Here is an 11,838-nt window from a genome sequence, read left to right as displayed (position 1 = left end):
GACTACTGCGCGTCGGCCGCCTGGGCCTTCAGCGCGCGCTCCACGCCCGCGCGGGCCTCGGAGACGAGGCGGCGCAGAGCCGCGTTCGGCTCGGCCGAGGCCAGCCAGGCGTCCGTCTTGTCCAGGGTCTCGCGGGAGACCTGGACCGCCGGGTAGAGGCCGACCGCGATCTGCTGGGCGATCTCGTGCGAACGGGAGTCCCAGATGCTCTTGACGACCTCGAAGTACCGGTCCGTGTACGGCGCGAGCAGCTCACGCTGGTCGGTCTGGACGAAGCCGCCGATGACCGCCTCCTGCACGGCGTTCGGCAGCTCGTCGGAGTCCACGACCGACGCCCACGCCTCCGCCTTGGCCTCCGGGGTGGGCCGGGCGGCCCGCGCGGTCGCCGCGTGCCGCTCACCGGCGGCCGTCTTGTCCCGCTCGTACTCGGCGGCGATGTCCGCCTCGTCGAAGGTCCCCACGGCCACCAGCCGCTGCACGAACGCCCAGCGCAGCTCGGTGTCGACGGCCAGGCCCTCGATGGTCTGGCCTCCGTCGAGCAGCGACTCCAGGAGGTCGATCTGCTCCGGCGTACGGGCGGTGGCCGCGAACGCGCGCGCCCACGCCAGCTGGTGGTCGCTGCCCGCCGCGGAGGACCGCAGATGCGCCAGCGTGGCGTCCGTCCAGCGGGTGAGCAGGGCCTCGCGGGTGGCCGGCGCGGCGTACAGGTCGATGGCGAGCTTGACCTGGCGGTGCAGCGACTGGACCACCCCGATGTCGGACTCCTTGCCGATGCCGGACAGCACCAGGGACAGGTAGTCGCGGGTGGGCAGCTCGCCGTCCCGGGTCATGTCCCAGGCGGACGCCCAGCACAGGGCGCGCGGCAGGGACGACTCGAAGTCGCCGAGGTGCTCGGTGACGAAGGCGAGCGACTGCTCGTCGAGGCGGACCTTGGCGTACGACAGGTCGTCGTCGTTGAGCAGGACGACGTCCGGACGGCGCTTGCCGACCAGCTGCGGTACGGCCGTCAGCTCGCCGTCGATGTCCAGCTCGACGCGCTCGTCCCGCACCAGCTTGCCGCTGTCGTCGTCGAGTTCGTACAGGCCGACGGCGATGCGGTGCGGGCGCAGGGTCGGCTCGCCCTTGGCGCCGGCCGGGAGCGCCGGGGCCTCCTGGCGGATCGCGAAGGACGTGATGACACCCTCGGCGTCCGTCTCGATCTCGGGACGGAGGATGTTGATGCCGGCGGTCTGGAGCCACTTCTGCGACCAGGTGCCGAGATCACGGCCGGAGGTCTCCTCCAGCGCGCCGAGCAGGTCGGACAGGCGCGTGTTGCCGTACGCGTGGCGCTTGAAGTAGGCCTGCACGCCCGCGAAGAACTCGTCCATGCCGACGTACGCCACGAGCTGCTTCAGGACGGACGCGCCCTTGGCGTAGGTGATGCCGTCGAAGTTGACGAGGACGTCGTCCAGGTCGCGGATCTCGGCCATGATCGGGTGGGTGGACGGCAGCTGGTCCTGCCGGTACGCCCAGGTCTTCATGGAGTTGGCGAACGTGGTCCACGAGTGCGGCCAGCGCGACTGCGGGTAGTACGCCTGGCAGGCGATGGAGGTGTACGTGGCGAACGACTCGTTCAGCCACAGGTCGTTCCACCACTCCATGGTGACCAGGTCGCCGAACCACATGTGGGCCAGCTCGTGCAGAATCGTCTCCGCGCGCAGCTCGTACGCCGCGTCGGTCACCTTCGACCGGAACACGTACTGGTCCCGGATGGTGACCGCGCCCGCGTTCTCCATCGCGCCCGCGTTGAACTCCGGCACGAACAGCTGGTCGTACTTCTTGAACGGGTACGCGTAGTCGAACTTCTCCTGGAACCACTCGAAGCCCTGCCGCGTGACCTCGAAGATCGCGTCCGAGTCGAGGTGCTCGGCGAGGGAGGGCCGGCAGTAGATGCCGAGGGGCACCGACTGTCCGTCCTTCTCGTACACGCTGTGGACGCTGTGGTACGGCCCCACGATGAGCGCGGTGATGTAGCTGGAGATCCGCGGGGTCGGCTCGAAGGCCCAGACGTCGTCCTTGGGCTCGGGCGTCGGGGAGTTGGAGATGACGGTCCAGCCGGTCGGCGCCTTCACGGTGAACCGGAAGGTGGCCTTGAGGTCCGGCTGCTCGAAGGAGGCGAAGACACGGCGGGCGTCCGGCACCTCGAACTGCGTGTACAGATAGGCCTGCTCGTCGACCGGGTCGACGAACCGGTGCAGACCCTCACCGGTGTTGGTGTACGCGCACTCCGCGACGACCCGCAGGACGTTGCGGCCCTGCAGCAGGCCCGGCAGCGCGATCCTCGAGTCCTTGAAGAGCCCCGCGGCGTCGAGGGTGTCCCCGTTCAGCGTGACCTCGTGGAGGGTGGGCGCCACCAGGTCGATGAAGGACTCCGCGTCCCCCTCCGCGACGTCGAAGCGCACCGTCGTGACGGACCGGTAGGTCCCTCCCTCCTGCGCACCGGAGAGGTCGAGATCGATCTCGTACGAGTCAACGGTGAGCAGCTTCGCCCGCTGCTGCGCCTCTTCGCGAGTCAGGTTTGTGCCAGGCACGCGGTCATCTCCTCGGATATGTGTCGGTTGCGTCATCCTTCCACGGGACGGCTGCCTGGGGCGACGACCTTATGGGCGGCCGTCCGCCCGTCTGCCGAGGTGACGGTCCGGTCGACGAACGTTGCCGGGACCGCTCTCGAGCGTGATGTCCGGAAGCCGCCGGTCTCGGCGGCCGCCCGGCGACAGGGTGGAGGTATGACCTTCACAGCGAACGACCTGGCCTGCGCGCCACGGGCCATCCCGGTCGGCGTGCTCGACGAGCTCCGGGTCGTCGACGACGCCGGACGGCGGACGGAACCCTTCACCGACGAGGAGGGCGGCGCCCCGCTGCGGTGCTGTCTGCGGCGCAGTGCCACGGGGGAGCGGATCGCGCTCGTCTCGTACGCGCCGCTGCGGCGCTGGGCGGCCGGGGCGGGGGTCGATCCCGGGGCCTATGACGAGCAGGGGCCCGTGTTCGTCCACGCCGACGGCTGCGCGGGGTTCGCCGGGGACGACCACCCCTTCGCCCAGGCGCACCGCACCGTGCGGCGGTACTCGGCCGAGGGCCGCATCCTGGGCGGCGCGCTCGTCGGAGTCGGCGGGCTCGACGCGGCGTTCCGGAACGCGTTCGACGACCCGGACGTGGCGTTCGTGCACGTCCGGGCCGTCGAGTACGGCTGCTTCCTCTACGAGGTCAGGCGGACCTGAGCTCGGCCGCCACCAGCTCCGCGATCTGTACGGCGTTCAGTGCCGCGCCCTTGCGGAGGTTGTCGTTGGAGATGAACAGGGCGAGGCCGTGCTCCACGGTCTCGTCCTCCCGGATGCGGCCCACGAACGACGGGTCCTTGCCGGCGGCCTGGAGCGGGGTCGGGATGTCGCTGAGGGCCACGCCCGGGGCGCCGCCCAGCAGCTCCGTCGCGCGCTCGGCGCTGATCGGACGCGCGAAACGGGCGTTGACCTGGAGGGAGTGGCCGGAGAAGACCGGGACGCGCACACAGGTGCCGGAGACCTTCAGCCCGGGGATCTCCAGGATCTTGCGGGACTCGTTGCGGAGCTTCTGCTCCTCGTCGGTCTCGTTCAGGCCGTCCTCGACGATCGAGCCCGCGAGCGGGATCACGTTGAAGGCGATGGGGCGCTTGTAGACCTGCGGCTCGGGGAACTCGACCGCTTCGCCGTCGTGGGTCAGCCGGTCCGCGTCGGGCACGACCTTCTGCGCCTGCCCGTGCAGCTCCGCCACGCCCGCGAGGCCCGAGCCGGACACCGCCTGGTACGTCGCGACGACCAGCGCCTCCAGACCGGCCTCCGCGTGCAGCGGCTTCAGGACCGGCATCGCGGCCATCGTCGTGCAGTTCGGGTTGGCGATGATGCCCTTGGGCCGGTCCACGATCGCGTGCGGGTTCACCTCGGAGACGACCAGGGGCACCTCGGGGTCCTTGCGCCACGCCGAGGAGTTGTCGATCACGACCGGGCCCTGCGCGGCGACCTTCTCGGCCAGCGCCCGCGAGGTCGCGCCACCGGCGGAGAACAGGACGATGTCGAGGTCCGCGTAGTCGGCCGTCGCCGCGTCCTCCACCGTCACGCCGTCCAGGACCGTCCCCGCCGAACGGGCCGAGGCGAACAGACGCAGCTCCGTGACGGGGAAGTCACGCTCCTTGAGGATCCTGCGCATGACCGTGCCGACCTGACCGGTGGCTCCGACGATTCCGACCCTCACGGCGACTCCTTCTCTGTTCACGGCTCTGTACGGACTTTTCCATCATGCGGCCGACCCCGGCCCACCTGTCCAATTCTTTGCCCACCATGCCCGAGGACTGGGACACCCGCCGGTGTGACGTATGCCTCCCGAGGATTCCTCACGGTCGAGCCGAACGTTTTCGCGCGCCACGGCGTCGTAGAGGAAACGCGGTAGAGAGGGGTGGCTGTGCTGCGCAGAAAGGCCCGGCGCGCCCAGGGGGACGGGGCCGGACAGGGCGATCCGCTGGACGCCGCGCAGGAACGCCGGGTGCGGGCGGTGCTCGCGCTGGGCGGGGTACCGCAGGCGGACCTGCCGGACGGGGTACAGCAGGTCCGCCTGCGGCTCCTGGAGCGCGCGGCGAAGGGGTACGAGACGCCACGTGACGTCTCCGCGTGGGCGGCCGTCGTCGCCTCCAACCTCGCCATGGACTGGCACCGTGCCAAGCGCCGCCAGGAGCGTCTGGGGGAGCGGCTGGCCTCGCTGCGCCAGCACGAGCACCCGTCCGGCGAGGACACCAGCGTGCTCTCCCTCGCCGTCGCGCAGGGGCTGGACGACCTGCCCGACGCCCAGCGCCAGGTCGTCGTCCTGCGTTTCTACGCCGACCTGCCGGTGCGCTCGATCGCCGTGGAACTGGGCGTCCCGGAGGGCACGGTCAAGAGCCGCCTGCACACGGCGGTCCGGGCCCTGCGTGCCCGCCTGCACGAAGACGAGGTGGTGTGACGTGACCGCCCTACCCGGAAAACCCGGAGACCACGGACAGCACGGACAGCACGGACAGCACGGACAGCACGGACACGGATACGAACCGCACGGCGAGAACCACGACGAGAACCGGTACGAGACTCACGACGAGGGCCGGGACGGGCAGGAGGGTGAGGACGGTATGGACGCGTTGATGGCCGCCGTCCTCGGCGTGCCGCTCTCCGGCCTCTCCGAGGAAGCCCGCGCCGACTCCGCCTACCTGGCCGCCCACCGCTCGGCTACCGCCGACGTGGCGCTCCTGCGCGAGCAGCTCGGCGTCCTCGCGGACGTCCTGACGGAGCCGGCGCGGGTCCCGGAGACCGCCCCGGTGCGGCAGCTTCGCCCACCGCGCCGGGCCCGTCCCCTCGCCCTGCGGCTGGCCGGTGTGGCCGCCGCCGGTGCGCTGGTCCTCGGGGGTGGATGGGTGGTCGTCCAGATCGGCCAGGGAGTGGCCGACGTCGAGTCGGACAAGAGCGCCGACAGTGCGGCCGGGTCCGACGAGAAGGCCGACGCGTCGGCGGGCGACGGCGCGGGCCTCCTCGGCGACCCCGGCTATCTGGCCTGCGCCCGGCTCGTCGTCGAGGGGGACGTGACGGCCGTCGCCCGGGTGGCGGGCACCACCCGGGAGCGGGTCACCCTGCACGTCACCCACGCCTACCGGCCGGCCGGGAGCGGGCCCGAGGTCGACTTCGTGATGGAGTCGGACATGGACCCGCTGCTGCGCGAGGGCGACCACGTCCTGGTCGCCCTGTCGAAGGGGTCCACCACCCCCGACGTCTGGGCGGTCGGCGAGCCCGACATCGCCCCCGAACGAGAGGCGCTCACCCGGGCCCTGCCCGAGGCGGACGGCGTCACCTGCGAATAGGCGGGGCGCGCCGTGACACGGCGAAGGGCGGGCGCCCTGGTGGACGCCCGCCCCTGTTCGACCGCTACGGGTCGACCGTTCGATCTGTACCGGTACCTGTACCGGTACAGATATCGGTTACGGAGTGACCTTCTCGATGGCCACGTTGCCGATGCCCGCGACGGTGCCCCGCGCGTTCACCAGCTGGACCTGGCCGAAGAAGGCCCGGCCCTCGGGCGCGGCGGCCGCGGCGGTGACGGTCGCGGAGACCGACGCCGAGGCGCCCGTGCCGAGCTTCACCGGCGTCGACTCGTCGACGTCGACGGTGCCGAGCGAGGACGAGAAGAACACGTCCAGGTAGTCGTACGCCGTCGTGCCGGCCGGGACCGAGTAGCCCGCGACCTCGATGGTGTACGTGCCGGCGGCGGGCGACGGGATGGAGACCGCCTCCTCCGAGTCGCCGTCGGCCTGCTGGGCGACCTGGTTGCCGGCCGCGTCGTAGACCGTCAGGTCCAGGTCGGCGGAGGCGTCGGAGACGTTGCCGATGGAGACGTCCAGCGACTTGGCGCCGGCCGGGACCTCGACCGTGGTGGTCTCGGTCGCGCCGTTCGCGATGGTCGGGCGGGCCGCCTTGGACGAGCCGAGCGGGCCGCCGGCCAGCTTGCCGTCGATGGCGGCGAAGTTGTTCTTGACCTTCCAGGAGACGGGGGCCGGGGTGCCGACCTTCGCCTCGGGCACGGTCACGGTCGCCGGGTCGAAGGCCGCGCCGTAGACGGTGGCGTCCAGCTTGTACGGGTTGTCGAGCAGCGGCGAGGTGCGGCGCGACTCGACCTCGATCTCCCAGACCCCGGGCTGCGGGTTCTGGTACGAACGGGCGTCGGGCTTGCAGCCGTTGCCGTCGAGGTAGTTGTTGTAGCAGTAGATCGTGGAGCTGTCCTCGACCGCGACACCGTACGGGTGGATCGAGATGAACCGGGTCTGGCTCTTGTCCTTCAGCCCGCTGATCGCGACCTCCAGCGACTGCGCGCCCTCGGGCACGGTCAGGAAGTAGGACTGCGAGCTGTTGCGCTGCACGGAGCTCGACGCGTGGAACGTGTAGTTCACCGGCGTCGAGACGACGACCGTGTTGAGGATCTGCTTGTCGAGGCCCTCGGTCTTCGGGTCGTCGACCTCGAGGATCGCGCTGGCGATGCCCGCGGCCTTCGGCTGCGCCTGGATCTTGACGGTGACCGGCTTGTTCAGCGACAGCTTCACCTCGTCCGAGCCGAGGATCTTGAAGGTGCCGGCCGCGTTGTTCTCGAGGTGCAGCTCGTGGCGGATCGCCTTGTCGGCGCCGGACGTACGGGTGATGGTGACGTCGTACGTCTTCTTCTGGCCGGCCTTCAGGCCGCCCTCGCGGTCGTAGATGCCGGTGCCGAAGCCCGGCGTCTTCAGCGCGAAGTCGAGCGCGGTGTCGACCGGCGCCTTGACGGCGTAGTCGTGGGCGGTGGCGCCCTTCCTGATGGACTTCCAGGCGTCCACGATGTTGATGGCGCCCGCGCCCTCCTCGTACGCCTGAAGACCCTTGATGTGGTCGGCGGTCGAGGTCAGTGCCGTGCGCAGGATCGCCGGGGTGAGCGCGACCTTCTGCTGCTTGGCGGCCGAGATCAGCAGCGCCGAGGCGCCCGCGGCCTGCGGGGAGGCCATCGAGGTGCCCTGGAGCATGGAGTAGCCGGCCGGCAGCGGGTAGCCCGCCTCGGCGACCGGGGCACCCTCGAGCCAGGTCTGCGTGGTGTTGATCGCGGCGCCGGGGGCGACGAGCGTCGGCGTGAAGCCGCCGTCCTCACGCGGGCCGCGCGAGGAGAAGGGCAGCAGCGCGTACTTCTTCGTCACCTGCGAGCCGTAGTTGGCGGCCCAGGTCTCCTTGGAGATGGCCGCGCCGACCGAGATCACCTTGTCGGCCAGACCGGGGTCGCCGATGGTGTTGGCGCCGGGGCCCTCGTTGCCGGCCGAGATGACCAGCTGGACGCCGTAGGTGTCGATGAGGCGCGTGTACAGCTCGGCGCGCGCGTTGTTGCCGTCGTTCAGACCCGGCAGACCGCCGATCGACATGTTGACGATGTCGACACCGCGGTTGGCGACCAGGTCGATCATGCCCTCGGTGAGAGCGACGTTGGTGCAGCCCGGGCCGAAGACGCAGGCGCGGGAGGAGACGATCTTCGCGCCGGGCGCGGCGCCGTTCATCTTGCCGCCGAACAGTCCGTTCGCGGCGGTGATGCCGGCGACGTGCGTGCCGTGCTCGCTGGCGATGAGACCGATGTTGGCGAAGTCGGCCTTCTTGCCGACCCAGTCGCCGCCGTACGGGTCCATCGGCACGTCCTTGCGGATCTGCACGACGAACGGCTGGCGCTCGGCGACGTCGGTCGCCGGGTTGTCGGTGCCGAAGTACCCGATCTGGTAGCCGTCCTTGTACGGCTTCATCGCGGTGTCGTCGGTGAAGTCGCCGTTGTTGTTCACGTCGACGGTGACCGTGCCGGCGGCCGCGTCGTACAGGACGCCCCACACGTCGGTGGTGTCGCCGTCGCGGTTGACGTCGCCCTTGGCGTCACCGCCCGCGGTGGCGGACTCTCGGAAGAGGTTGACCTGGTAGGAACCGGCCTTCGCCGTCCAGGTCCGGCCGCCGAAGGTGAAGCTGGGCCCGGACACGGAGGTCGTCATCGCGCGCCAGGAGGCGTCGCTGTCGATGATCGGGTCGGTCGCCGTCACCCAGTCGACGATCTTGCGCTCGCCGGTGGTGGTCTTCTGGAGCGCGGGGTGCGCCAGGTCCACACCGGAGTCGAGGATGCCGATGGTGACACCGCGGCCGTCCGCCTTCGGGTTCTTCTTCACGAAGTCGACGGCGCCCGTCTCGAAGGACGGGTTGTACGGGTTCTCGGCGGGGGTCTTCTTGTCCGGCGCGGCGTAGGTCTTCGTCTTCGCGGCGGAGCCGGCGCCCTTCGCGGTGTCCGCGCTCGGCGTCGGGTCGTCGAGGGCGATGTCCTGCCGCAGGTCGATGGCGTGCACCGAGGACAGCTTGACCGCGGCGGCGATCGCCGAGTCGGCCTTGCCCGTCGGGACGGTGGCGCGGACGTAGCCGACCTTGTCGTAGGACTGGCCCACGGAGCCGCCCTTGACCGCGTCCAGCTCCTTGGCGACCTGCTCGGTCTGGCCGGGGGCGGTCGCGACCATCAGCGTGACGTTCTTGTCGCCGGCGGCCTTGGCCTCGGCGAGGAGGTCGGCGTCGTCGGAGCCGAGCTTGTCGTGGGCGGACTTCGCGCCCGGGTCGGCCGCGGCCGGGGCCTGGCCGGAGTCGGCCGAGAAGGCCATGGGTATCGGACCGGCCGTGGACAGCGCGGCCACGAGGCCCGCGGCCACGGCTATCCGGGCCACACGTCTTGCGCCCGATATCGGTTCACGCTGGGGGGTGAGGGTCATCGGCATCCCTTGTAGGTAAAGGAACGAGCACCACGTGACCAGGCCGTTCCTTCCTGATCACGGTCGTCCGGAATGCGGTCCCGGATGACCGCAAAGCTTTACCTAAGGGGCAGCTGTTTGGGGAGAGTTGACCGAATCGATATGGATGTATGGGGAAAACCCTCTACGAGCCCCCTGTGCGAGGGCTGTCCGCCGGTTGTGCGGATTTCGGCCGGGCCGGCCCGCGGGCGGATCGGCGGGGTCAGGCGTCCTTGGCGCGGGCGTAGTGCCGGGAGGCCTTCGCGCGGTTGCCGCAGGCCGCCATGGAGCACCAGCGGCGGGTGCCGTTGCGTGAGGTGTCGAAGAAGTGCAGCACGCAGGCCTCGTGCGCGCAGCGGCGGATCCGGTCGGGGGCGGTGGAGAGCAACTCCAGGTAGTTCCGGGCGGCCAGCCAGCCTGGCCCCCAGGTGTCGTCCCCGAACTCGGCCCGCTCGCCGGGCCCTTCGGCGGTGAGGGTGGGCCGGATCCGCCCGTGTCCGAGCACGGCGTCGACGCCGACGGTGTCCGCCGGGCCGTCCACCGCGGCCTCGATCGCGTCACGCGCCCGGAGGGTGTGCCGCAGGGTCGCCGCGTCGGCCGCGAACCGCCCGTCCAGCCCGTTCGCGGCGAGCCACACGGCGAGCCCTTCCGGGTCCCGCAGCAGATCCTGCACGGCGCCGTCCCGCACCCACCGCGTGTTGAGCAGGTCGAGCGCGAGGGGCTCGCCGGTGAGAGGGCGGGGGTCGGGGGCGGGGGTGGTGGCGGACATGGGGGGCTCCTTCCGTGCTAACCGCTCAAGAGTAGGTGACCGGTTGGCATGAGTGAGTCTAACCTTTAAATTGAATGTAAGAGGTTATTACTCGTGGGCTGCTCGCGGACTGTCCGAGGGGTCCGCCGGAGCCGAGGAGGTCGAGCGACTCATGGGCGTCTACCACGCCGGCTCGCGTGCGGTTCAGGACCGTGTCGGGGTCCGTGACCTCGCCGATCACCTGGGCCGGGCGATCGGCGAGGGCATCAGGCCGGTCGTCGCCGCCTTCCTGGAGCTCCAGCCGCTGCTGGTGCTGGGCGCCGCCGACCCGGTCGACGGCCGGGTCTGGGCGTCGGCGGTCACGGGCGCCCCCGGCTTCGTCCGGGCCACCGGACCCCGCCGGATCTCGGTCGCCACCGGCATCCGGGCGTCGAGCGGTGCGGGCGGGTCCTCGCCGGCCGACCCCCTCGCGACGGCACTGGCCACCCCCGGGACCCCGGTGGGCACGATCGTCCTCGATCCGCGCACCCGTCGCCGTATGCGGCTGAACGGCCGACTGGTGCCCACCCCGCGCGGTTTCGCCGTCGACACCGACCGGGTGTTCGCCAACTGCCCCAAGTACATACAGCGCAGGGAGACCTACGAGACGGTCGACCGCACGCCCGGCAGCCCGCTCCGCGGCGCCGAACTGACCGCAGAGCAGCGGGACTTCCTGGCCGCCGCCGACACCTTCTTCCTCGCCACCCTCCAGCCCGACGGCGCCGGCGCCGAACTCAGCCACCGAGGCGGCAACCCCGGCTTCGTGCACGTGACTTCACCGCGCACACTCTCCTGGCGCGACCACCCCGGCAACTCCATGTTCCTCACCCTGGGCAACCTCGCCACGGACCCCCGCGCCGGCCTGCTGTTCCTCGACTGGACGACGGGTCGCACCCTCCAGCTCACGGGCGAGGCCCGCACCCGGTTCGCCCCCGACGGCGAACGTACGGTCCTCTTCACCGTCACGGAGGCGGTCGACACCCCCGCCGCGCTGCCGCTGCGCTGGTCCGCGCCGGAATACTCCCCTGCGAACCCGGACCCGACCGGCTAACGTCCCCCCATGCGCAAGAAGTTGAGGGTGGCCGCCTATGCCGTCTGCGTCCGTGACGGACAGCTCCTGCTCGCCCGCTCGCCGGCCGCCGACGGCACCCCCGAGTGGGTGCTGCCCGGCGGTGGCATGGAGCACGGCGAAGACCCCCTCGACACCGTCGTGCGCGAACTGGACGAGGAGACCGGCTACCGCGTCGAGGTGACCGGCCTGCTCGGCATCGACTCCTCCCACCGCACCTTCCGCCGCGCGGGACTGCGCGGCTCCGTGGACCACCACGGCGTCCGGGTCGTCTACGAGGGCCGGGTCGTCGGAGGCGAACTGCGCAACGAGGTGAACGGCTCCACCGACCTGGCCGCCTGGCACGACCTGGACACGGTCCCCGCCCTCACCCGGGTCGGGCTGGTCGACATCGCGCTGAAGCTGTGGCGCGAACGGCCGGTGGGCGGACGGGTGTTCGCGCCTCCGTCGGCCGGCCCCGGAGCATGAGCCGAACCCCGTGCGCGACACCCGTGCGCGATACCCCGTGAGATGAACGCGGAGTGACCGGCTCCGGGCGGTGCGCGGAGCAGCCGAGGTCCGCCCCGGTCCGATCGGGGCCCCCGAGATCCACGTAGGCGATCGGCGTTGGCCGTTGCGAAGGCGTTCACGCGCAGGCCACTC

General features: G+C 71.1%; 9 protein-coding genes. 5 read left to right on the top strand and 4 right to left on the bottom strand.

Annotation, left to right across the window (positions count from 1 at the left end; genetic code table 11):
• Positions 1–2: 2 nt before the first annotated feature.
• Positions 3–2,570 (bottom strand): aminopeptidase N, encoded by a 2,568-nt coding sequence (pepN, locus tag OG736_RS16425; RefSeq protein ID WP_327183112.1) that lies wholly within the window; start codon positions 2,568–2,570, stop codon positions 3–5.
• Between the two features lie 195 nt (positions 2,571–2,765).
• Between pepN and OG736_RS16420 the strand changes: the two genes are divergently transcribed.
• Positions 2,766–3,257 (top strand): DUF1203 domain-containing protein, encoded by a 492-nt coding sequence (locus OG736_RS16420; RefSeq protein WP_327183111.1) that lies wholly within the window; start codon positions 2,766–2,768, stop codon positions 3,255–3,257.
• Here the strand turns inward: OG736_RS16420 and OG736_RS16415 are convergent.
• Positions 3,244–4,263: an aspartate-semialdehyde dehydrogenase gene (locus tag OG736_RS16415; protein ID WP_327183110.1), complete on the bottom strand. Its 1,020-nt coding sequence runs from the start codon at positions 4,261–4,263 to the stop codon at positions 3,244–3,246. The genes OG736_RS16420 and OG736_RS16415 overlap by 14 nt on opposite strands.
• A 201-nt stretch (positions 4,264–4,464) precedes the next feature.
• Between OG736_RS16415 and OG736_RS16410 the strand changes: the two genes are divergently transcribed.
• Together OG736_RS16410 and OG736_RS16405 are read left to right on the top strand one after the other, a co-directional pair.
• Entirely contained in the window at positions 4,465–5,004 is a 540-nt protein-coding gene (locus OG736_RS16410) for a sigma-70 family RNA polymerase sigma factor (protein ID WP_327183109.1), read from the top strand.
• Position 5,005: 1 nt separating this feature from the next.
• Positions 5,006–5,890, top strand: coding sequence for a hypothetical protein (locus OG736_RS16405; protein ID WP_327183108.1), 885 nt, complete (start codon positions 5,006–5,008; stop codon positions 5,888–5,890).
• 117 nt (positions 5,891–6,007) lie between these two features.
• Here OG736_RS16405 and OG736_RS16400 read toward each other — a convergent pair whose 3' ends face one another.
• Positions 6,008–9,322 carry a S8 family serine peptidase gene (locus OG736_RS16400; protein ID WP_327183107.1) on the bottom strand — a complete coding sequence of 1,105 codons (3,315 nt, stop codon included), beginning with the start codon at positions 9,320–9,322 and terminating at the stop codon, positions 6,008–6,010.
• 241 nt (positions 9,323–9,563) lie between these two features.
• A complete protein-coding gene (locus tag OG736_RS16395) occupies positions 9,564–10,109 on the bottom strand; it encodes a CGNR zinc finger domain-containing protein (RefSeq protein ID WP_327183106.1) in 546 nt (181 codons plus the stop codon).
• 151 nt (positions 10,110–10,260) lie between these two features.
• Here OG736_RS16395 and OG736_RS16390 point away from each other — a divergent pair, with 151 nt between their 5' ends.
• Both OG736_RS16390 and OG736_RS16385 read left to right on the top strand, forming a co-directional pair.
• Positions 10,261–11,178 (top strand): pyridoxamine 5'-phosphate oxidase family protein, encoded by a 918-nt coding sequence (locus tag OG736_RS16390; protein WP_327183105.1) that lies wholly within the window; start codon positions 10,261–10,263, stop codon positions 11,176–11,178.
• 9 nt (positions 11,179–11,187) lie between these two features.
• Complete coding sequence (locus OG736_RS16385; protein ID WP_327183104.1) at positions 11,188–11,664, top strand: NUDIX hydrolase; 477 nt, start codon at positions 11,188–11,190, stop codon at positions 11,662–11,664.
• Positions 11,665–11,838 lie beyond the last annotated feature (174 nt).

The sequence above is a fragment of the Streptomyces sp. NBC_01334 genome (genome assembly GCF_035983595.1).
Lineage (GTDB): Bacteria > Actinomycetota > Actinomycetes > Streptomycetales > Streptomycetaceae > Streptomyces > Streptomyces coriariae.
Note: the sequence above shows the minus strand (reverse complement) of the source record. Positions and strands in the feature narration are given on the sequence as shown.